Raw genomic sequence first — 22,381 nt, forward strand, 5'->3', positions numbered from 1 at the left:
GCAATGACCCACCAGTGGCGCGGAATCATCGAGGAGTACCGGGACCGGCTGCCGGTATCCGACACCACGCCGGTCGTGACGCTCCGCGAGGGCGGCACGCCGCTCGTGCCCGCGCAGGTGCTCTCCGAGCGCACGGGCTGCGAGGTCCACCTGAAGGTGGAGGGCGCGAACCCGACCGGGTCCTTCAAGGACCGCGGTATGACCATGGCCATCACCCGGGCCAAGGAGGAGGGCGCGAAGGCCGTCATCTGCGCCTCCACCGGCAACACGTCGGCCTCCGCCGCCGCGTACGCCGTGCGGGCCGGGATGGTCTGCGCCGTGCTCGTGCCGCAGGGCAAGATCGCACTCGGCAAGATGGGCCAGGCCCTCGTGCACGGCGCGAAGATCCTCCAGGTCGACGGCAACTTCGACGACTGCCTCACCCTCGCCCGCGCGCTGAGCGACAACTACCCCGTGGCGCTGGTCAATTCGGTCAACCCGGTGCGGATCGAGGGGCAGAAGACCGCCGCGTTCGAGATCGTCGACATGCTGGGCGACGCCCCCGACATCCACGTCCTGCCGGTCGGCAACGCGGGCAACATCACCGCGTACTGGAAGGGGTACAAGGAGTACGCCGCCGACGGTGTGGCCGCGAAGACCCCCCGTATGTGGGGCTTCCAGGCCTCCGGCAGCGCCCCGATCGTGCGCGGCGAGGTGGTCAAGGACCCGTCGACCATCGCCACGGCCATCCGCATCGGCAACCCGGCCTCCTGGCAGTACGCGCTGGCCGCGCGGGACGAGTCGGGCGGCTTCATCGACGAGGTGACGGACCGTGAGATCCTGCGCGCCTACCGGCTGTTGGCCTCGCAGGAGGGCGTCTTCGTCGAGCCGGCGTCCGCCGCGTCCGTCGCCGGTCTGCTGAAGGCGGCCGAGCAGGGCAAGGTCGACCCGGGGCAGCGGATCGTGTGCACCGTCACCGGCAACGGGCTGAAGGACCCCGACTGGGCTGTCGCCGGTGCTCCGCAGCCGGTCACCGTCCCCGTCGACGCCGCGGCCGCTGCGGAGCGCCTCGGACTGGCCTGACGTGCGCCGACGCTCCGAGCGCCGGTGCAACGCCCGGCACGGTCCGGCGTAAGACGGCGCCTGCCCGGGGAGGTTCCCCACGGGGGGTGCACAGGGGGCTTGCGACACGCATTGTGCGCCTCCTGTGCGCCCTATGTCGCCACAGAACCTTCCTTCGATAGGCTGTACTGAACCCGCCCGCCGCATATGCCTCCGCATGGAGCGCGGTGCCGCGCCGTCTCCGCGGCCGGGACAGCGGCCGGCCACCCGGTCGGCAGCGGCCCCCAGGGTTCTCGTACGCCGTCGAATGCCCGCTGAACGTCATTCGACAATCACCGCAGCTCAAGGAGAGTCATCGAGAGATGGCCGGTCCCGCGTTCCGCGCCGCCCCCGTCCGGGTGCGCGTCCCCGCCACCAGCGCCAACCTCGGCCCGGGCTTCGACGCCCTCGGCCTCGCGCTGGGCTTGTACGACGACGTCGTCGTCCGGGTGGCCGACTCCGGGCTGCACATCGACATCGCGGGTGAGGGCAGCGAGACGCTCCCGCGCGACGAGCAGCACCTTCTCGTACGTTCCCTGCGCACCGCCTTCGATCTGCTGGGCGGACAGCCGCGCGGCCTGGAGATCGTCTGCGCCAACCGCATTCCGCACGGCCGGGGCCTCGGCTCCTCCTCTGCCGCCATCTGCGCCGGGATCGTCGCCGCCCGGGCCGTGACCATAGGCGGCGAGGCCAAGCTCGACGACACCGCGCTGCTGGAGCTCGCCACCGAGATCGAGGGCCACCCCGACAACGTCGCCGCGTGCCTGCTGGGCGGCTTCACCCTGTCCTGGATGGAGGGCGGTGCGGCCCGCGCGATCAGGATGGACCCCGCCGATTCCATCGTTCCGGTGGTTTTCGTACCCGGAAAGCCGGTACTCACCGAGACGGCGCGCGGCCTGCTCCCGCGCACCGTTCCGCACGTCGACGCGGCCGCCAACGCCGGCCGGGCCGCCCTGCTCGTCGAGGCGATGACCCGCCGCCCCGAGCTGCTGCTGCCCGCCACCGAGGACCGGCTGCACCAGGAGTACCGCGCCCCCGCCATGCCCGAGAGCGCGGCGCTGGTCGAGCGGCTGCGGGGCGACGGCATCCCCGCGGTCATCTCCGGCGCCGGGCCGACGGTCATGGCGCTGGCCGACGCGGACACCGCCGACAAGGTCGAGGCCCTGGCCGGGGCGGAATGGGCCGCCAACCGGCTGAGCCTCGATCCGCAGGGCGCGAGCGTGCTTCCGCTCGCGAGCTCCGGCGACATGTGACGGCACACGGTTGCCGGATTTCGAGAGGGGGAATGTTTGTTGGATCCGGTAGTGTTAATCTCAAGTCTGCACCCGACCCCACCATGGCGAGGTGCCTCGTGTCCCCGTCCGGGACAGACATTCTTCCGGGAGCCCCCCAAGCCGCACTGTGTTCCGTACGTCGGACCGTACGCCGTACGAGGACACTGAGCGCGGCGCAGGGCACGCTCCGGAACCGGTGCGACCACGCCGCGTGACACTGACACTGGGTGCCACGGCTCAAGGAAGCGCCATCACCAGATTCCTCCGCCGCTTAGGCGGACCACCGCCCCGGCACGGTTCACACCACACGGACCGAAGCCGGACAGCACAACCGGTCGCCGAGCCAGACAGGCCGACGTCCGCTCCAGGGAAGGACCCTTCGTGAGCGACACCACCGATCTGATGGGCGCACGTGTCGAGGAGACCGCTGCCGCGCCCGCCACGGACGCCTCCGCGCCTGCCACCGGTGCCGGCTCCCGGCGGCGCCGCGGTACCGGCCTCGAGGGCATGGTGCTGGCCGAGCTGCAGCAGGTCGCATCCGGCCTCGGCATCAGGGGCACCGCGCGTATGCGCAAGAGCCAGCTGATCGAGGTCATCAAGGAGGCGCAGGCGTCCGGCGGCGCCGCTCCGGCCGCGAAGGCCGACGCCACCGCCGAGACCAAGCCCAAGCGCCGCGCGACTTCCCGGGCCCGTACGGGCGACAACGCCGAGAAGGCCGAGAAGAAGGCGGACGCGAAGGAGGCCGCCGAGGCCCCCGCGGAGAAGGCCGACAAGGCCGTCGCTCAGCAGCAGATCGAGATCCCCGGCCAGCCCGCCTCCGACGACGCTCCCTCCGAGCGCCGCCGTCGCCGCGCCACCGCCGAGGCCGGAGCCCCCGCTTCCGCTGCCGAGACGGTCGCTGCCGAGGCGAAGAACGAGCCCAAGGCCGAGACGCCGGCGCAGCAGCAGTCCCAGACCAACGAGGCCAAGTCCGACAGCGGTGAGGGCGGCGAGGGCCGTCGTCGCGACCGCCGTGACCGCGGGCGGGACCGCGACCGCGACCGTGACCGTGATCGCGACCGCCGCGGCGGCAAGGGCGACGACCAGCAGGCCGGCGGCCAGCGCGGCCAGCAGCAGAACCAGCAGGGCGGCCGCCAGGACCGGAGTCAGCAGGACGACGACGACTTCGACGGCGGCCGTCGTGGCCGTCGCGGCCGCTACCGCGACCGCCGTGGGCGCCGTGGCCGCGACGACGTCGCCTCCGAGCCGCAGATCACCGACGACGACGTCCTGATCCCCGTCGCGGGCATCCTGGACATCCTCGACAACTACGCCTTCATCCGCACCTCCGGCTACCTGCCCGGCCCGAACGACGTGTACGTCTCCCTCGCCCAGGTCCGCAAGAACGGCCTGCGCAAGGGCGACCACGTCACCGGCGCCGTGCGCCAGCCCAAGGAAGGCGAGCGGCGCGAGAAGTTCAACGCGCTGGTGCGCCTGGACTCCGTCAACGGCATGGCGCCCGAATCCGGGCGCGGACGCCCGGAGTTCAACAAGCTGACGCCGCTGTACCCGCAGGACCGCCTCCGTCTGGAGACGGACCCGGGTGTCCTCACCACCCGCATCATCGACCTCGTGTCGCCGATCGGTAAGGGCCAGCGTGGTCTGATCGTGGCGCCGCCGAAGACCGGCAAGACCATGATCATGCAGGCGATCGCCAACGCGATCACCCACAACAACCCCGAGTGCCACCTGATGGTCGTCCTCGTCGACGAGCGTCCGGAAGAGGTCACCGACATGCAGCGGTCGGTCAAGGGCGAGGTCATCTCCTCGACCTTCGACCGCCCGGCCGAGGACCACACCACCGTCGCCGAGCTGGCCATCGAGCGCGCCAAGCGCCTGGTGGAGCTGGGTCACGACGTGGTCGTGCTGCTCGACTCGATCACCCGTCTGGGCCGTGCGTACAACCTCGCCGCCCCGGCCTCCGGCCGCATCCTGTCCGGTGGTGTCGACTCGACGGCGCTGTACCCGCCGAAGCGCTTCTTCGGTGCGGCCCGCAACATCGAGGACGGCGGCTCGCTGACGATCCTCGCCACCGCCCTGGTGGACACCGGGTCCCGCATGGACGAGGTCATCTTCGAGGAGTTCAAGGGCACCGGCAACGCCGAGCTCAAGCTCGACCGGAAGCTTGCCGACAAGCGCATCTTCCCGGCGGTGGACGTGGACGCGTCCGGCACCCGTAAGGAAGAGATCCTGCTCGCCAGCGACGAGCTCGCCATCGTCTGGAAGCTGCGCCGGGTGCTGCACGCCCTCGACCAGCAGCAGGCGGTCGAGCTGCTGCTCGACAAGATGAAGCAGACGAAGTCGAACGCCGAGTTCCTGATGCAGATCCAGAAGACGACCCCGACGCCGGGCAACGGCGACTGAGGTAAGCACTCACAAGAGGGCCGCTCCCCGAACGGGGGGCGGCCCTTTGTGCTGTTCGTGTGCCGGTAGGATCACGCTCTCTTCGAACTTGTGATCCCAAGGGGGGACATTCGTGGGTACACCTATGCCCGGGGGCGGTCGGCACAGACGCCGGATACGCATCGCACTGCCCGTCGCCGCGGCCGGTGTCGCCGCCGCCGTGGCCGGCGCGCTGCTGACGACGTCCGCCGGTGCGGCCACCCCGCTGCCGCAGCCGACGGTCAAGCCCGCCACCAGCTCGCCTTCGCTCGCCGAGCTGGAGAAGCGCGTCGCCGGCGCCATGGCCGGTGACGACGTCGCCGGGAAGACCAGCAAGGCCTCGCTCAGCGCGAGCACCGGCACCAGCAGCATCGACCCGAAGGTCATCGGCGGTAACGAGACCACCATCAGCACCGCCCCGTGGATGGCGCAGCTCCACTACTACGACGACCGGGGCACCTCCAGCACCGGCGACGACATAGGCTTCTTCTGCGGCGGCGCCGTCATCGCGCCGACGAAGATCCTCACCGCCGCGCACTGCGTCAAGGGCTACAACTGGAACGCCAACGGCGCCGTCGTCACCGGCACCGCCCAGCTGCCCTCGGCCGACGGGACCGACCTGCACGGCGGCACGGTCACCGGCGTCTGGCGGCAGTGGAACCACCCGTCGTACAACGCGACGACCATCGACAACGACATCGCGGTGCTGACCCTGCCCGTCCCGGTCAAGGCCACCCCGATCCGCATGACGACGTCCGGGGACACCACCTCGTACAAGGCCGGTACCAGCGCCAAGGTCTACGGCTGGGGCCGCACCAGCTCCACCAGCGACGACATCTCCGAGACGCTGAAGACGGCCACGCTGCCCGTCCAGTCCGACACGACGTGCTCCGGCGCCTACGGCAGGGACTTCGTCAAGGGCCACATGGTCTGCGCGGGCGAGCCCGCCACCGGCAGTGACACCGGCACCGTCTCGGCCTGCAACGGCGACTCCGGCGGCCCCCTGGTCGTGAACAACCGGATCGTCGGTGTCGTCTCCTGGGGCGTGACCGACTGCGTCGCCAAGGGCGCCTACAGCGTCTTCAGCAAGGTCAGCACGTACGTCGGCGCCGCCTACCCGCGCGTCGACGACACCAACGTCAACGGCGACCACAGGGCCGACCTGTGGGTGCGCAACGCCTCCAGCAAGACCGGCTACTCCAAGAACTCCAACGGCACGACGTTCGCCGCCCGCGAGTCCTGGGGCAACTGGAACGGCGTCAACGTCGTCCTGCAGACCGACCTCGACCGCGACGGTTACCAGGACCTGGTCTACCGGCGCAGCAGCGACGGTGATGTCTTCTGGACCCACTACGTGATCTCCAGCGGCACCTGGTCCACCAAGCAGATAGCCGACAACTGGAAGACCCGCACCCGCATCATCACCCCCGGTGACGTCACCGGCGACTACCTGCCCGACCTGCTCTCGGTCGACTCGGCGGGCGTGATGTGGATCTACCCCGGCAAGGGCAACGGCACCTTCGCGCCCCGCGTGAAGGTCGGCTCCGGCTGGAACCAGTACAACTCCGTGCGCGGCAAGGGCGACCTCACCGGGGACGGCAAGACCGACCTGATCGCCCGCAGCAAGTCGGGCGGCTACGTGTACCTGTACAAGGGCACGGGCACGGCCGGCGCCGGCGCGTTCTCCAGCCGCATCAAGGTGCGCACCTGGAGCAGCACGACCTACAACGCCTTCGACGCCACCGGCGACATCACCGGCGACGGCAAGGCCGACTTCCTGGCCCGCACCCCCGGCGGCACGCTCTACCTGTACCCGGGCACCGGCAAGGCGACCAGCGAGATCTTCGCCACAAGGAAGTCAGTCGGTACCGATTTCAAGCAGTACGACATCTTCGGCTGAAATCGCAGGTGAGCGGGTTACGTCCCGCCACGGTCGAACACGCTCTGTGCCCACCGCCGCACGCGGTGGGCACAGTCCGTTGTGCAACCCTTTCCCGAGTTTCCCCGTCTGACCAGGCGGAGCGACGATAGTGCGAGGAGGAGGTCCCCACCTCCACGCCTGGCGCTGACCGCAGGGGGTAACCGACCGTAGACGAGCTGAGGAGCACATGTCTGCCGAGAGCACGCCGGGTCCGGGCATACCGGGCGAGACCGGCGCCAACGGATCACGTCACCGCGCCAAGAGCCGGCGCCGCGGGCCCGGCAAGCGCCACAAGGGTCTGATGATCACGGCCTGGACTGCCGCGGGCATCGTCGTCCTGGGTGGCGCCGGGGCGGGGTACATGTACTTCAAGCTCAACGGCAACCTCAAGAGCGTCGACATCGACCAGGCCCTCGGCACCGACCGGCCCAAGAAGCCCGACAACGGATCCGAGAACATCCTCGTCCTCGGTTCCGACACCCGTGCCGGCGGCAACAAGAAGCTCGGCGGCGGCACCGACGACGGCAGCGCCCGCTCCGACACGGCGATGATCGTGCACGTCTACAAGGGCCACAAGAAGGCCAGCGTGGTCTCCATCCCGCGCGACACCCTCATCGACCGGCCTGCCTGCACGGACACCAAGGGCAACGAGCACCCCGCCTCGAACGGCGTGATGTTCAACTCCGCGTACTCCACCGGCGGGGCCGCCTGCGCCGTGAAGACGGTCGAGTCGATCACCGATCTGCGCATGGACCACTACCTGGAGGTCGACTTCGCCGGCTTCCAGAAGCTCATCGACGACCTCGGCGGCGTCGAGGTCACGACGACCAAGAGCATCGACGACCCCGACAGCCACCTGAAGCTGAAGGCCGGCACGCACAGACTCGACGGGGAGCAGGCCCTCGGCCTGGTCCGCACCCGCCACGGTGTCGGCGACGGCTCCGACCTCGGCCGCATCCAGCTCCAGCAGGCCTTCATCAAGGCCCTGGTCAACCAGGTCAAGGACGTCGGCGTCTTCACCGACCCCCAGAAGCTTCTCGACCTCGCGGAAACCGCGACCAAGACGGTGACGACCGACTCCGACCTCGGCTCGGTCAACAAGCTCGCGTCCTTCGCGGGCGGCCTCCAGGGCATCACCCCGTCCAACATGCACATGGTCACGATGCCGGTGGCCTACGACCCGGCCGACCCCAACCGCGTCCTGCTGCAGAAGAAGAAGGCCGACCAGATCTGGAAGGCCCTGCAGAACGACAAGCCGATCCCGAAGTCGGCGACGGAGGGCACGGCGACCGGTGAGGCGAAGGGCGTCGTGAGCGGCTCCTGAGGTCGCGCTCCCAGGGTGCGACGCTGCAGCGATGCGCGGCTCCTCCGCGTGGGCGCGAGCATCCCATGACGAACCGCGGGGAATAGATCACAACAACCCCCGGTTTTGGGAGAAGGCACCAGTCCTGGCAGACTGGTACGTCGGCTCCGGTTCACGCTCCCGCATCCCGCGGCGGCGACCCGGCGCCCTCCCGAAACCTAGGAGACACCTTGAAGCGCGACATCCACCCCGCGTACGTCGAGACGCAGGTCAGCTGCACCTGCGGCGCGTCGTTCACCACCCGCAGCACCATCGAGTCCGGCGCCATCCGTGCCGATGTCTGCTCCGAGTGCCACCCGTTCTACACGGGCAAGCAGAAGATCCTCGACACCGGTGGCCGCGTGGCCCGCTTCGAGGCCCGCTTCGGCAAGGCCGCCGGCTCCAAGAAGTAGCGAGCCTCCAGTTCGCCGGTCCACGGACGCGCCCCCTCACCGGGCGCTCCGGGACCGGCGTTTTTGGTCGCCCGCCCTTCACCCCCGTCCCTGCACAGGAGCCCAAGATGTTCGAGGCCGTCGAGGAACTCGTCGCCGAGCACGCCGACCTGGAGAAGAAGATCTCCGACCCGTCGGTCCACTCCGACCAGGCCAACGCGCGCAAGCTGAACAAGCGTTACGCCGAGCTCACCCCGATCGTCGCCACGTACCGCTCCTGGACGCAGACGGGCGACGACATCGAGACCGCGCGCGAGTTCGCCGCCGACGACCCCGACTTCGTGGCCGAGGTCAAGGAGCTGGAGAAGCGGCACGAGGAGCTGACCGAGAAGCTGCGCCTCCTCCTCGTCCCGCGCGACCCCAGCGACGACAAGGACGTCATCCTCGAGATCAAGGCGGGCGCGGGCGGCGACGAGTCGGCGCTGTTCGCCGGTGACCTGCTGCGCATGTACCTCCGGTACGCCGAGCGCGTCGGCTGGAAGACCGAGATCATCGACGCCACCGAGTCCGAGCTGGGCGGCTACAAGGACGTCCAGGTCGCCGTGAAGACCAAGGGCGGCCAGGGCGCCACGGAGCCCGGGCAGGGCGTATGGGCCCGCCTGAAGTACGAGGGCGGCGTGCACCGCGTGCAGCGCGTCCCCGCGACGGAGTCCCAGGGCCGGATCCACACCTCCGCGGCCGGTGTCCTCGTGACGCCGGAGGCCGAGGAGATCGACGTCGAGATCAACCCGAACGACCTCCGCATCGACGTCTACCGCTCCTCCGGGCCCGGCGGGCAGTCCGTCAACACCACCGACTCCGCCGTGCGCATCACGCACATTCCGACCGGAGTCGTCGCCTCCTGCCAGAACGAGAAGAGCCAGCTGCAGAACAAGGAGCAGGCGATGCGTATCCTGCGCTCCAGGCTGCTCGCAGCGGCGCAGGAGGAAGCCGAGAAGGAAGCCGCCGACGCCCGCCGCAGCCAGGTCCGCACGGTCGACCGCTCCGAGAAGATCCGCACGTACAACTTCCCGGAGAACCGCATCTCGGACCACCGCGTCGGCTTCAAGGCGTACAACCTGGACCAGGTCCTGGACGGCGACCTCGACGCGGTGATCCAGGCCTGCGTCGACGCGGACTCGGCAGCGAAGCTGGCAGCGGCGTAAGGCACGAACGAGCACACTCGGAGGACTTGCGTGAATCTGCTGCTCGCGGAGGTGGCCCAGGCCACCCAGCGGCTCGCCGACGCCGGCGTGCCCTCGCCGCGCACCGACGCGGAGGAACTCGCCGCGTTCGTGCACGGCGTCAAGCGCGGCGAGCTGCACTCCGTCAAGGACTCCGACTTCGACGCCCGCTACTGGGAGGTCATCGCCCGCCGCGAGGCCCGCGAACCGCTCCAGCACATCACCGGGCGCGCCTACTTCCGCTACCTGGAACTCCAGGTCGGTCCCGGGGTGTTCGTGCCGCGGCCCGAGACGGAGTCCGTGGTCGGCTGGGCCATAGACGCCGTACGGGCCATGGACGTCGTCGAGCCGTGCATCGTCGACCTGTGCACCGGCTCCGGCGCCATCGCGCTCGCCCTGGCCCAGGAGGTGCCGCGCTCGCGCGTGCACGCCGTGGAGCTGTCGGAGGATGCCCTGAAGTGGACCCGCAAGAACGTGGAGGGGTCCAGGGTCGACCTGCGTCAGGGCAACGCCCTGACGGCCTTCCCGGACCTCGACGGCCAGGTCGACCTGGTCATCACGAACCCGCCGTACATCCCGCTCACCGAGTGGGAGTACGTCGCCCCCGAGGCGCGGGACTACGACCCCGACATGGCCCTGTTCTCCGGCGAGGACGGCCTCGACCTCATCCGCGGCCTGGAGCGCACCGCGCACCGGCTGCTGCGCCCCGGCGGCGTCGTGGTCGTGGAGCACGCCGACACCCAGGGCGGCCAGGTGCCGTGGATCTTCGCCGAGGACCGCGGCTGGACCGACGCCGCCGACCACCCGGACCTGAACAATCGCCCGCGCTTCGCCACGGCCCGCAAGGCGCTGCCGTGAGCGCACCGCGGTCTTCGCAGTCTTCATCCCAGCAGCACGTGTACGAGGAGGCCAGCTAAAGATGGCACGGCGATACGACACCAACGACGCGACCGACCGTGTGACCGGTCTGCGCGAGGCAGCGTCCGCCGTCCGCCGTGGCGAGCTCGTGGTGCTGCCGACGGACACGGTGTACGGCATCGGCGCAGACGCGTTCTCCGCGGAGGCGGTCGCCGACCTGCTGGACGCCAAGGGCCGGGGGCGCAACATGCCCACCCCCGTGCTCATCGGCTCCCCGAACACGCTGCACGGGCTCGTCACGGACTTCTCCGAGCTGGCCTGGGAGCTGGTCGACGCGTTCTGGCCGGGCGCGCTGACGCTCGTCGCCAAGCACCAGCCGTCCCTCCAGTGGGACCTGGGCGACACCCGTGGCACGGTCGCCGTGCGCATGCCGCTGCACCCGGTCGCCATCGAGCTGCTCACCGAGGTCGGCCCCATGGCCGTGTCGTCGGCGAACCTCACCGGCCACCCGGCGCCGGAGGACTGCGACGCCGCGCAGGAGATGCTCGGCGACTCCGTCTCCGTCTACCTCGACGGCGGCCCGACCCCCGGCAACGTCCCGTCGTCGATCGTCGACGTCACCCGCGAGGTCCCCCTGCTCCTGCGTGCGGGCGCCGTCTCGGCGGACGAGCTGCGAAAGGTCGTACCCGACCTCGAGGTGGCGAATTGACGGCCCCTGAGTCCCCCGGGCTCTCGGCTGCGCTCGACCAGGGGGGACCCCCATGCGTGGCATAGGAAACGGGGAAAGCGCGGCGGAGATCACGACGACCTTCGTGGGACTTCCGCGCGACAGCTTCCGCATCCTCCACGTCAGCACCGGCAACGTGTGCCGCTCACCCATCACCGAGCGGCTGACCCGCCATTTCGTCAAGGAGCGGCTGGGCATCCTGGGCGGCGGGCTGATCGTGGAGAGCGCGGGCACCTGGGGCCACGAGGGCGCGCCCATGGAGTCCCACGCGGAGACCGTCCTCGCCGACTTCGGCGCGGACGCCTCCGGCTTCACCGGACGCGAGCTCCTCGACGAACACGTGATCCGCGCCGACCTGGTGCTGACCGCCACCCGGGACCACCGGGCGCAGGTCATCTCCATGGGCCACTCGGCGGGCCTGCGGACCTTCACGCTCAAGGAGTTCACCCGCCTGGTCAGGGCCATCGACCCGGCGACCCTGCCCCCGCTGGAGGAGGGCGTGGTCATCCGCGCGCGTGCCCTGGTGCGTGCCGCGGCCGCTCTACGCGGGTGGCTCCTGGCGCCGAACGCCGAGGCGGACGAGGTGTACGACCCGTACGGCGCGCCCCTGACGTTCTTCCGGTCCATCGGGGACGAGATACACCAGGCGCTCGATCCGGTCGTCACGGCTCTGACGGGCGTCCCCGCAAGGACGTAGCAGCCGAGCGCCGATCAGGCCCCGGGCCTACATTGGTCGTACGTCACCGTCGACGCCCGGAGCCCACCATGACGGTCAGCCCTGCCATCGAGGCCGATGTCCTGCGCCGCCAGGACCCCCAGCTCGCCGACGTCCTGCTCGCGGAGCGGGAGCGGCAGGCGACGACGCTCCAGCTGATCGCCGCCGAGAACTTCAGCTCACCGGCCGTGCTGGCGGCCCTCGGCTCACCGCTCGCCAACAAGTACGCCGAGGGCTACCCGGGGGCACGCCACCACGGCGGCTGCGAGATCGTGGACCTCGCCGAGCGTCTCGCCGTCGACCGGGCCAGGGCGCTGTTCGGCGCCGACCACGCCAACGTCCAGTCCCACTCGGGCTCTTCGGCCGTCCTCGCCGCCTACGCCGCCCTGCTGCGCCCCGGCGACACCGTCCTCGCCCTCGGCCTGCCCCACGGCGGCCACCTCACGCACGGCTCGCCCGCCAACTTCTCGGGCCGCTGGTTCGACTTCGTCGGATACGGCGTGGAGGCCGAGTCCGGGCTGATCGACCACGAGCAGGTCCGCGCCCTGGCCCGCACGCGCCGGCCCAAGGCGATCGTGTGCGGCTCGATCGCCTACCCCCGGCACATGGACTACGCGTTCTTCCGCGAGGTCGCCGACGAGGTGGGCGCCTACCTCATCGCGGACGCCGCGCATCCGCTCGGGCTCGTCGCCGGGGGAGCGGCGCCGAACCCGGTGCCGTACGCGGACATCGTCTGCGGGACCACGCACAAGGTGCTGCGCGGCCCGCGCGGCGGCATGATCCTGTGCCGCGCGGAGCTGGCCGAGCGGGTCGACCGGGCCGTGTTCCCTTTCACACAGGGCGGGGCGCAGATGCACACCATCGCCGCCAAGGCGGTGGCGTTCGGGGAGGCGGCAACACCGGCGTTCGCCGCGTACGCCCATCAGGTGGTGGCGAACGCGCGGGTTCTCGCGGCCCGGCTGGACGCCGAGGGCCTGGCCGTCACCACCGGCGGCACGGACACCCACCTGATCACCGCCGACCCGGCGCCGCTCGGCGTCGACGGACGCACCGCCCGGGGCCGTCTCGCGGCGGCGGGAATGGTCCTGGACTGCTGCGCACTGCCGCACGGCGATGCCCGCGGACTCAGGCTCGGCACGGCCGCGATCACCACGCAGGGCATGGGCGAGGCGGAGATGGCCCGGATCGCCAAGCTGCTCGCCGGGGTGCTCAGGGGCGTGACGGAAGCCTCAAGAGCACGTGAAGAAGTGCGGGAGCTGGCAGGTGGATTTCCGCCGTATCCCCGCTGAGTCGGGGTAAGCGCACCAGGGTGCACAGCCACTCGTGCAACCATCGTCGCTACCCGGAAGTCCCCACCCGTATGCGCGCATCGCTAGGGTGTGGAGCTGAGATGGCCAGCGAGACCTGTGGGGAAGCCCGTGCGTGAATACCTGCTGACGCTCTGCATCACGGCCGCGGTGACGTATCTGCTGACAGGGCCGGTACGGAAGTTCGCGATCGTGGCCGGAGCGATGCCGGAGATCCGGGCACGTGACGTGCACCGGGAGCCCACTCCGCGGCTCGGCGGGATCGCGATGTTCTTCGGCCTGTGCGCGGGCCTGCTGGTCGCCGACCACCTGACCAACCTCAACCAGGTCTTCGAGGCGTCGAACGAACCCCGGGCGCTGCTGTCCGGGGCGGCTCTGATCTGGCTGATGGGCGTACTGGACGACAAGTTCGAGCTGGGCGCCCTGATCAAACTGGGTGGCCAGATGATCGCAGCCGGCGTCATGATCCTTCAAGGCTTGACCATCCTGTGGCTGCCCATCCCCGGTGTCGGAACGGTGTCCGTCACCCCGTGGCAGGGCAACCTGCTCACCGTGGCGCTCGTGGTCATCACCATCAACGCGGTCAACTTCGTGGACGGCTTGGACGGCCTGGCGGCAGGGATGGTGTGCATCGCCGCAGCGGCGTTCTTCCTGTACACCTACCGGATCTGGTACGGCTACGGTGCGGAAGCGGCGGCCCCGGCGACCCTGTTCTCCGCGGTGCTCATGGGTATGTGCCTCGGCTTCCTTCCGCACAACATGCACCCCGCCCGGATCTTCATGGGTGACTCCGGGTCCATGCTGATCGGTCTGGTCCTCGCGGCGAGCGCCGTCTCCGTCACCGGCCAGCTGGACGTCGAGGCACTCAACGTCAACCTGGGTGGCACGCGGGAAACGACCCACGCGATGCTCCCCGTCTTCATCCCCCTGCTGATGCCGTTGACGATCATCGCGATCCCGGCCGCCGACCTGGCCCTGGCGATCGTTCGCCGCACCTGGCGCGGCCAGTCCCCGTTCGCCGCCGACCGCGGCCACCTGCACCACCGGCTGCTGGAGATCGGCCACTCGCACAGCCGCGCCGTGCTCATCATGTACTTCTGGTCGGCGCTGATCGCCTTCGGCGCTCTCGCCTACTCGGTCAATTCGACGTCCATGTGGATCGTGCTCGGCGTCGTCTTCCTCAGCGTGATCGGCCTGCTCCTGCTCCTGCTGCCGCGCTTCACGCCGCGGGCCCCGCGCTGGATGGAACGGTTCCTGCCGCCGCGCTACCGGCGCCGCGGTTCGGTCGCGGCCCTCTCACCCGACGCCTCGACGCCGGCGTCCGCGGCCGAGCAGGCCGCTTCCGTCAGGCCCGAGGACCGCACACCGGCGGTCTCCGGGGTCTCCGGTGTCAATGGGGCGACCGCCATCGGCGCCCGTTCGCGTCTGGGCGACCGAAGCAAGGCCGGGACAAGGTAAGAATCTGACTAGAGCATTGCCAAGTCGTGGGATTGCGATGGGGGTGCTAAGCGCCCCAATACCAGACAAGTCGGCGCCGATCTCGCTCAGACGCGCATGTTCACTCTCATGTGTGACTGTCCGCACACCGTCAGGTAAAGACTGCATCAAATAGTTTGTGATACGGTTCACGAGAACCCCCCGGATAGAGCCGAAGGACCGCAGTGCGACGGTCCATTGGCGTGAGGTCTCCACTCAGCCCGGGACTACGCTCGTCCATGACGACACCCCTGCCCCCTGCGAAAGCGGAGTTGCCGCCATGCCGTCCAATGACGCCCGGAACCTGGCCCAGGCCGCCGTGCCCACGGCTGCCGTCGGTGCTGTTGCCGCCGTTGTCAGTGGCGTGGTGGCCGGCGGTAAGGGGGTAATCGGGGCGGTCGCCGCGACACTTGTCGTGATCCTCTTCATGGGGATCGGTCTCTACGTCCTGCAGCGCACTGCCAAATCGCTTCCGCACCTCTTCCAGGCGATGGGCCTGATGCTCTACGCAGCGCAGATTCTGCTGCTGTTCGTCTTCATGGCCGCCTTCAAGAACACCACGTTGTTCCACCCCAAGGCCTTCGCCCTCACGCTCGTCGCCGGCACTCTGGCTTGGATCGCCGCGCAGGCGCGTGCCCATATGAAGGCCAAGATCCTTTACGTCGAGCCCGATTCGACGACGGGCGGGAAGCCCGCAAAGTCGGGGCACTCGTCGTGAGGGGTAGGGCCGGGATAAGCAGGCATGAGATCTCCTGCTATCGTCCGGTGCCAACTGCGGCATCGCGGGCGCGGGCATCCGAGCTGACGCCTGCTCTATCGCGAGGCGAGATGCCCCTCAGCCGCCCCCACATCCGTAACACCAGTCCCGTGCCGAACCGCGGCCCTGTGCCGCGCCGACACAACGAGGTTGCCGTACCCATGCGTCACGCCGAAGGAGCCCGTGGTGAGTGCTGACCAGACCCAGCTCGCCTTTGACTGGAGCTGTCGGATCATGTCCGACAACGGGTGTGGTTTTCCGGCTCCGGGCCTGCACTCGTTCCTCTTCAAGCCGATTGCCACGGTTGGAGGCTTCGAGTTCAACAAGGTGATGCTGCTTGCCCTCATCACCACGCTCCTGGTCGTCACCTTCTTCACTCTTGCCTTCGGCAAGGCGAAGGTGGTGCCGGGCAAGCTCCAGATGATCGGCGAGGCCGGCTACGACTTCGTCCGCCGCGGCATCGTCTACGAGACTCTCGGCAAGCGGGAGGGCGAGAAGTACGTCCCGCTGATGGTCTCGCTGTTCTTCTTCATCTGGATCATGAACATCTGGTCCGTGATCCCACTGGCGCAGTTCCCGGTGTCGTCGATCATCGCCTACCCGATGGTGCTGGCCGCCATCGTCTACGTGGTGTGGGTCTCGCTGACCTTCAAGCGGCACGGTTTCGTCGGTTTCTTCAAGAACGTCACCGGCTACGACAAGGAACTCGGCCCGGTCCTCCCGCTCGTGATGGTCATCGAGTTCTTCTCGAACCTGCTTGTTCGCCCCTTCACGCACGCGGTCCGACTCTTCGCCAACATGTTCGCCGGCCACCTGATGCTGGTGATGTTCACCGTCGCCTCCTGGTACCTGCTGAACAGCTGGATGATCCCGGCCGCCGGTGTCTCCTTCGTCATGACGATGGTCATGATCCTCTTCGAGCTCTTCGTGCAGGCCGTCCAGGCGTACGTCTTCGTCCTCCTGGCTTGCTCGTACATCCAGGGCGCTCTCGCCAAGCACCACTGAGCCCCACTCCCTCAAGCCCCTGATCGTCCGGTGGCCAACCCCCGCCGGTCCATGAAAAAGAAGGAAGATTCAGCATGGCTGCCCTTGAGACCCTCGCCGCTGTCGAAGGCAACATCGGTTCCATCGGCTACGGCCTCGCCGCCATCGGCCCCGGCGTCGGCGTCGGCATCATCTTCGGTAACGGCACCCAGGCCCTCGCCCGCCAGCCCGAGGCGGCCGGTCTGATCCGTGCCAACCAGATCCTCGGCTTCGCCTTCTGTGAGGCGCTCGCCCTCATCGGCATCGTCATGCCGTTCGTCTACAACTGACGAACGCCGACGAGCCGAACCTTTCGACGAAAGGCACTGATGTGATCGCCAACCTGGTGCAGCTGGCGGCCGAGGAAGAGCAGAACCCGCTCATTCCTCCGGGCCCCGAGCTGCTCGTCGGCACCATCGCCTTCGCCATCGTGTTCTTCTTCTTCTGGAAGAAGCTGCTTCCGAACATCAACAAGGTTCTGGAGGAGCGCCGCACGGCGATCGAAGGCGGTATCGAAGAGGCCGAGACCATGAAGGTCGAGGCCCAGGGCGTCCTTGAGCAGTACAAGGCACAGCTCGCCGAGGCCCGGCACGAGGCCGCGCGTCTGCGCCAGGAGGCGCAGGAGCAGGGTGCCGCCCTCATCGCCGAGATGCGGGCCGAGGGCCAGCGGCAGCGCGAGGAGATCGTCGCCGCGGGTCACGCCCAGATCGAGGCCGACCGCAAGGCCGCCTCGTCCGCGCTCCGCCAGGACGTCGGCAAGCTCGCCACCGACCTGGCCGGCAAGCTCGTCGGCGAGTCCCTCGAGGACCACGCCCGCCAGAGCCGTGTCATCGACCGGTTCCTCGACGAGCTCGAGGAGAAGGCCGAGGCAGGCCGATGAACGGAGCGAGCCGCGATGCCCTGGCAGCCGCACGAGAGCGTCTCGACGCGCTGACGGACTCCACGTCCGCCGACGCGGCGCGGCTCGCCGACGAGCTGGCCGCCGTCACCGCGCTGCTCGACCGCGAGGTGTCGCTGCGTCGGGTCCTGACCGACCCGGCGCAGGCCGGAGAGGCCAAGGCCGAGCTGGCCCAGCGCCTGCTCGCCACCCAGGTCAGCGGCCCGGCCGCCGACCTGGTGGCCGGCATGGTGCGCTCCCGCTGGTCGCGGTCGCGCGACCTGGTGGACGGGCTGGAGACGCTGGCCGACACCGCCGACCTCACGGCCGCCCAGCAGGTCGGCAAGCTCGACGACGTCGAGGACGAGCTGTTCCGGTTCGGCCGGATCGTCTCCGGCAGCACCGAGCTGCGTGCCGCGCTGACCGACCGCAAGGCCACCACCTCGGCCAAGGGCGAGCTGCTGCGCAGCCTCCTCGGCGGCCGGGCGCAGGCGGCCACCGAGCGTCTGGTGACGCGCCTTGTGACCGCGCCGCGGGGACGTAGCCTGGAGTCGGGACTGGAGTCCCTGTCCAAGCTCGCCGCCGAGCGCCGGGACCGCATGGTGGCCATCGTCACCTCGGCGGTACCGCTGAGCGACCCGCAGAAGCAGCGCCTGGGCGCCGCCCTCGCGAAGCTCTACGGCCGCAAGATGCACCTCAACCTGGACGTGGACCCCGAGGTCCTCGGCGGGATCCGGGTGCAGGTCGGCGACGAGGTCATCAACGGCTCCCTCGCGGACCGCATCGAGGACGCCAGCCGCCGGCTCGCCGGCTGAGCCAGCAACTCAATAGCAGTACGTACTGACGACGGCCCTGGTTGGGCCGTGCAGAAGAATCCTGGGGGTCGCCCCCAGACCCCCAAAGTGAAACTTCGGGCCCAACAAGGAGAGCAGGGAACCCAGATGGCGGAGCTCACGATCCGGCCGGAGGAGATCCGGGACGCGCTGGAGAACTTCGTCCAGGCGTACAAGCCGGACGCGGCCTCGCGCGAGGAGGTCGGTACGGTCACCTTCGCCGGCGACGGTATCGCGAAGGTCGAGGGTCTGCCCTCGGTCATGGCCAACGAGCTGCTGAAGTTCGAGGACGGCAGCCTCGGTCTCGCCCTCAACCTCGAGGAGCGCGAGATCGGCTGCGTCGTCCTCGGTGAGTTCAGCGGCATCGAGGAGGGGCAGCCGGTCAGCCGTACCGGCGAGGTCCTGTCCGTCGCGGTCGGCGAGGGCTACCTCGGCCGCGTGGTGGACCCCCTCGGCAACCCGATCGACGGCCTCGGCGAGATCGAGACCGACAGCCGTCGCGCACTGGAGCTGCAGGCCCCGGGCGTCATGGTCCGTAAGTCGGTGCACGAGCCGATGGAGACGGGCTACAAGGCCGTCGACACGATGACCCCGATCGGCCGTGGCCAGCGCCAGCTGATCATCGGTGACCGGCAGACCGGCAAGACCGCCCTGGCCGTCGACACCATCATCAACCAGCGCGACAACTGGCGCACCGGCGACCCGAACAAGCAGGTCCGCTGCATCTACGTCGCCATCGGCCAGAAGGGCTCCACCATCGCCGGCGTGCGCGGCGCTCTGGAGGAGGCCGGCGCGCTGGAGTACACGACCATCGTCGCCGCCCCGGCGTCCGACCCGGCCGGCTTCAAGTACCTGGCGCCGTACACCGGTTCGGCCATCGGCCAGCACTGGATGTACCAGGGCAAGCACGTCCTGATCATCTTCGACGACCTGTCGAAGCAGGCCGACGCCTACCGCGCCGTGTCGCTGCTGCTGCGCCGCCCGCCGGGCCGTGAGGCCTACCCGGGTGACGTCTTCTACCTGCACTCCCGTCTGCTGGAGCGCTGCGCGAAGCTCTCCGACGAGATGGGTGCCGGCTCGATGACCGGTCTGCCGATCGTCGAGACGAAGGCCAACGACGTCTCGGCGTTCATCCCGACCAACGTCATCTCCATCACCGACGGTCAGTGCTTCCTGGAGTCGGACCTGTTCAACGCCGGTCAGCGCCCCGCGCTGAACGTCGGTATCTCGGTCTCCCGAGTCGGTGGTTCCGCCCAGCACAAGGCGATCCGCCAGGTCTCCGGCCGTCTGCGTGTGGACCTCGCCCAGTTCCGTGAGCTGGAGGCGTTCGCCGCCTTCGGTTCCGACCTGGACGCCGCGTCCAAGGCGCAGCTGGAGCGTGGTCAGCGCATGGTCGAGCTGCTGAAGCAGCCGCAGTACCAGCCGATGGCCACCGAGGACCAGGTCGTCTCCATCTGGGCCGGCACCACCGGCAAGATGGACGAGGTTCCGGTCGCCGACATCCGCCGCTTCGAGAAGGAGCTGCTGGAGTACCTGCACCGCAAGGAGCAGGGTCTGCTGACCTCCATCCGCGAGGGCGGGAAGATGTCGGACGACACGCTCCAGGCCATGGCCGACGCCATCGCGGCATTCAAGAAGCAGTTCGAGACCTCCGACGGCAAGCTGCTCGGCGAGGACGCCCCGGCTGCCGGCAAGTGACGTAAGGAAGGGACCTGACTCATGGGAGCCCAGCTCCGGGTCTACAAGCGTCGCATCCGTTCCGTCACCGCGACCAAGAAGATCACGAAGGCGATGGAGATGATCGCCGCCTCGCGCGTCGTCAAGGCGCAGCGCAAGGTGGCGGCGTCCACGCCGTACGCGACCGAGCTCACCCGGGCGGTCGCGGCGGTCGCCACCGGATCGAACACCAAGCACCCGCTGACGACGGAGCCGGAGAACCCGACCCGCGCCGCGGTCCTGCTCCTCACGAGCGACCGCGGCCTGGCCGGCGCCTTCAACTCCAACGCCATCAAGGCCGCGGAGAGGCTCACGGCGAAGCTCGAAGGTGAGGGCAAGGAGGTCGTCAGCTACATCGTCGGCCGCCGTGGTGTCGCCCACTACAACTTCCGCGAGCGCAAGATCGCGGAGTCGTTCACGGGCTTCACCGACGACCCGTCCTACGCGGACGCCAAGAAGGTCGCGGCTCCGCTGATCGAGGCCATCGAGACGGAGACGGCCGAGGGCGGCGTGGACGAGCTCCACATCGTCTACACCGAGTTCGTGTCGATGATGACGCAGACGGCGATCGAGGCCCGGCTGCTGCCGCTCAGCCTCGACGAGGTCGCGGCAGAGGCCAAGCCCAAGGGCGAGATCCTCCCGCTGTTCGACTTCGAGCCCTCGGCGGAGGACGTCCTGGACGCCCTGCTGCCGCGTTACGTGGAGAGCCGGATCTACAACGCGCTGCTCCAGTCGGCCGCCTCCAAGCACGCCGCCACGCGGCGCGCGATGAAGTCGGCCACCGACAACGCCGGAGAGCTCATCGAGACGCTCACCCGGCTTGCCAACCAGGCCCGCCAGGCCGAAATCACCCAGGAAATCAGCGAGATCGTCGGTGGCGCCAGTGCCCTGGCCGACGCGACCGCGGGGAGTGACTGACAAATGACCACCACTGTTGAGACGGCCACGGCGACGGGCCGCGTCGCGCGGGTCATCGGCCCGGTCGTCGACGTGGAGTTCCCCGTCGACGCGATGCCGGAGATCTACAACGCCCTGCACGTCGAGGTCGCCGACCCGGCGCTGGCGGGCGAGAAGAAGACCCTGACCCTGGAGGTCGCCCAGCACCTGGGTGACGGCCTGGTCCGCGCCATCTCCATGCAGCCCACCGACGGCCTGGTCCGCCAGGCCCCGGTGGTCAACACCGGCGCGGGCATCTCCGTACCGGTCGGCGACTTCACCAAGGGCAAGGTGTTCAACACCCTCGGTGAGGTGCTGAACAGCGACGAGTCCTACGACGGCGAGCGCTGGTCCATCCACCGCAAGGCCCCCGCGTTCGACCAGCTCGAGTCGAAGACCGAGATGTTCGAGACGGGCCTGAAGGTCGTCGACCTGCTCACCCCGTACGTCAAGGGCGGCAAGATCGGTCTGTTCGGTGGTGCCGGTGTCGGCAAGACCGTGCTGATCCAGGAAATGATCATGCGTGTCGCCAACCTCCACGAGGGCGTCTCCGTCTTCGCGGGCGTCGGTGAGCGCACCCGTGAGGGCAACGACCTCATCGCGGAGATGGAAGAGTCCGGCGTTCTGGACAAGACCGCCCTGGTCTTCGGTCAGATGGACGAGCCCCCGGGCACCCGTCTGCGCGTGGCCCTGGCCGGCCTGACGATGGCGGAGTACTTCCGTGACGTCCAGAAGCAGGACGTGCTGTTCTTCATCGACAACATCTTCCGCTTCACCCAGGCCGGTTCCGAGGTGTCGACCCTGCTCGGCCGTATGCCCTCCGCGGTGGGCTACCAGCCGAACCTGGCCGACGAGATGGGCACCCTGCAGGAGCGCATCACCTCGACCCGTGGTCACTCGATCACCTCGATGCAGGCGATCTACGTCCCCGCGGACGACCTGACCGACCCGGCCCCGGCCACCACCTTCGCCCACCTCGACGCGACGACGGTGCTGTCCCGTCCGATCTCCGAGAAGGGTATCTACCCGGCCGTGGACCCGCTGGACTCGACGTCCCGGATCCTCGACCCGCGGTATATCTCGGCGGACCACTACAACGCCGCGATGCGCGTGAAGAACATCCTGCAGAAGTACAAGGACCTGCAGGACATCATCGCGATCCTCGGTATCGACGAGCTCGGCGAGGAGGACAAGCTCGTCGTCCACCGTGCCCGTCGCGTGGAGCGCTTCCTGTCCCAGAACACTCACGCCGCCAAGCAGTTCACCGGCGTGGACGGTTCGGACGTGCCGCTGGACGAGTCGATCGCCGCGTTCAACGCGATCTGCGACGGCGAGTACGACCACTTCCCGGAGCAGGCGTTCTTCATGTGCGGTGGTCTCGAGGACCTGAAGAAGAACGCGAAGGAGCTGGGCGTCTCCTGACCCGAGCCGCGCTCGAGTCATGAGGGGGCGGGGCTCGTCCCGCCCCCTCTTTCACGCCCATTAGACTTGTAACCAACACCC

At 69.2% G+C, this 22,381-nt stretch carries 20 protein-coding genes; all 20 read left to right on the forward strand.

What is annotated here, in order from left to right; genetic code table 11:
• The first annotated feature begins 3 nt into the window (after window positions 1–3).
• The 20 genes from thrC (at window position 4) to atpD (ending at window position 22,300) form a co-directional block, all read left to right on the forward strand.
• Window positions 4–1,062 carry a threonine synthase gene (gene thrC, locus ACWD1U_RS12615; RefSeq protein ID WP_451106882.1) on the forward strand — a complete coding sequence of 353 codons (1,059 nt, stop codon included), beginning with the start codon at window positions 4–6 and terminating at the stop codon, window positions 1,060–1,062.
• A 341-nt stretch (window positions 1,063–1,403) separates the two neighbouring features.
• Window positions 1,404–2,333, forward strand: coding sequence for a homoserine kinase (gene thrB / locus ACWD1U_RS12620; RefSeq protein WP_451106884.1), 930 nt, complete (start codon window positions 1,404–1,406; stop codon window positions 2,331–2,333).
• 402 nt (window positions 2,334–2,735) lie between these two features.
• Window positions 2,736–4,757, forward strand: a complete 2,022-nt coding sequence (gene rho / locus ACWD1U_RS12625) for a transcription termination factor Rho (RefSeq protein ID WP_451106885.1) — start codon at window positions 2,736–2,738, stop codon at window positions 4,755–4,757.
• Window positions 4,758–4,881: 124 nt separating this feature from the next.
• Window positions 4,882–6,675, forward strand: coding sequence for a trypsin-like serine protease (locus ACWD1U_RS12630; RefSeq protein ID WP_451107015.1), 1,794 nt, complete (start codon window positions 4,882–4,884; stop codon window positions 6,673–6,675).
• 208 nt (window positions 6,676–6,883) lie between these two features.
• Window positions 6,884–8,020 carry an LCP family protein gene (locus ACWD1U_RS12635; protein ID WP_451106886.1) on the forward strand — a complete coding sequence of 379 codons (1,137 nt, stop codon included), beginning with the start codon at window positions 6,884–6,886 and terminating at the stop codon, window positions 8,018–8,020.
• A 209-nt stretch (window positions 8,021–8,229) separates the two neighbouring features.
• A complete protein-coding gene (gene rpmE / locus ACWD1U_RS12640) occupies window positions 8,230–8,451 on the forward strand; it encodes a 50S ribosomal protein L31 (protein ID WP_010040182.1) in 222 nt (73 codons plus the stop codon).
• A 107-nt stretch (window positions 8,452–8,558) separates the two neighbouring features.
• On the forward strand, window positions 8,559–9,635 hold the full coding sequence (gene prfA / locus ACWD1U_RS12645; protein WP_451106887.1) for a peptide chain release factor 1: 1,077 nt from the start codon (window positions 8,559–8,561) through the stop codon (window positions 9,633–9,635).
• A 30-nt stretch (window positions 9,636–9,665) separates the two neighbouring features.
• Entirely contained in the window at window positions 9,666–10,511 is an 846-nt protein-coding gene (gene prmC, locus ACWD1U_RS12650; protein ID WP_234848501.1) for a peptide chain release factor N(5)-glutamine methyltransferase, read from the forward strand.
• A gap of 61 nt (window positions 10,512–10,572) precedes the next feature.
• A complete protein-coding gene (locus ACWD1U_RS12655) occupies window positions 10,573–11,220 on the forward strand; it encodes an L-threonylcarbamoyladenylate synthase (RefSeq protein WP_451106890.1) in 648 nt (215 codons plus the stop codon).
• 52 nt (window positions 11,221–11,272) lie between these two features.
• A complete protein-coding gene (locus ACWD1U_RS12660) occupies window positions 11,273–11,935 on the forward strand; it encodes an arsenate reductase/protein-tyrosine-phosphatase family protein (RefSeq protein ID WP_451106891.1) in 663 nt (220 codons plus the stop codon).
• A gap of 68 nt (window positions 11,936–12,003) precedes the next feature.
• On the forward strand, window positions 12,004–13,242 hold the full coding sequence (locus ACWD1U_RS12665; RefSeq protein ID WP_451106893.1) for a serine hydroxymethyltransferase: 1,239 nt from the start codon (window positions 12,004–12,006) through the stop codon (window positions 13,240–13,242).
• Between the two features lie 129 nt (window positions 13,243–13,371).
• Window positions 13,372–14,718: an MraY family glycosyltransferase gene (locus ACWD1U_RS12670; protein ID WP_451106894.1), complete on the forward strand. Its 1,347-nt coding sequence runs from the start codon at window positions 13,372–13,374 to the stop codon at window positions 14,716–14,718.
• 298 nt (window positions 14,719–15,016) lie between these two features.
• The gene (locus tag ACWD1U_RS12675) at window positions 15,017–15,454 is read left to right on the forward strand and encodes a hypothetical protein (protein ID WP_451106896.1); all 438 of its coding nucleotides are present in this window, start codon (window positions 15,017–15,019) and stop codon (window positions 15,452–15,454) included.
• A 273-nt stretch (window positions 15,455–15,727) separates the two neighbouring features.
• Window positions 15,728–16,498, forward strand: a complete 771-nt coding sequence (gene atpB, locus ACWD1U_RS12680) for a F0F1 ATP synthase subunit A (protein WP_451107017.1) — start codon at window positions 15,728–15,730, stop codon at window positions 16,496–16,498.
• 74 nt (window positions 16,499–16,572) lie between these two features.
• On the forward strand, window positions 16,573–16,806 hold the full coding sequence (gene atpE, locus ACWD1U_RS12685) for an ATP synthase F0 subunit C (RefSeq protein ID WP_143636214.1): 234 nt from the start codon (window positions 16,573–16,575) through the stop codon (window positions 16,804–16,806).
• A gap of 41 nt (window positions 16,807–16,847) precedes the next feature.
• Window positions 16,848–17,396, forward strand: a complete 549-nt coding sequence (locus tag ACWD1U_RS12690) for a F0F1 ATP synthase subunit B (protein ID WP_451106898.1) — start codon at window positions 16,848–16,850, stop codon at window positions 17,394–17,396.
• A complete protein-coding gene (locus ACWD1U_RS12695) occupies window positions 17,393–18,208 on the forward strand; it encodes a F0F1 ATP synthase subunit delta (RefSeq protein WP_451106899.1) in 816 nt (271 codons plus the stop codon). The genes ACWD1U_RS12690 and ACWD1U_RS12695 overlap by 4 nt, the downstream gene beginning before the upstream one ends.
• A gap of 126 nt (window positions 18,209–18,334) precedes the next feature.
• Entirely contained in the window at window positions 18,335–19,924 is a 1,590-nt protein-coding gene (atpA, locus tag ACWD1U_RS12700) for a F0F1 ATP synthase subunit alpha (RefSeq protein ID WP_451106901.1), read from the forward strand.
• A gap of 21 nt (window positions 19,925–19,945) precedes the next feature.
• Window positions 19,946–20,860 (forward strand): F0F1 ATP synthase subunit gamma, encoded by a 915-nt coding sequence (locus tag ACWD1U_RS12705; RefSeq protein WP_451106903.1) that lies wholly within the window; start codon window positions 19,946–19,948, stop codon window positions 20,858–20,860.
• Between the two features lie 3 nt (window positions 20,861–20,863).
• Window positions 20,864–22,300, forward strand: a complete 1,437-nt coding sequence (atpD, locus tag ACWD1U_RS12710) for a F0F1 ATP synthase subunit beta (protein WP_451106905.1) — start codon at window positions 20,864–20,866, stop codon at window positions 22,298–22,300.
• Window positions 22,301–22,381 lie beyond the last annotated feature (81 nt).

Source organism: Streptomyces sp. NPDC002788 (assembly GCF_053592115.1).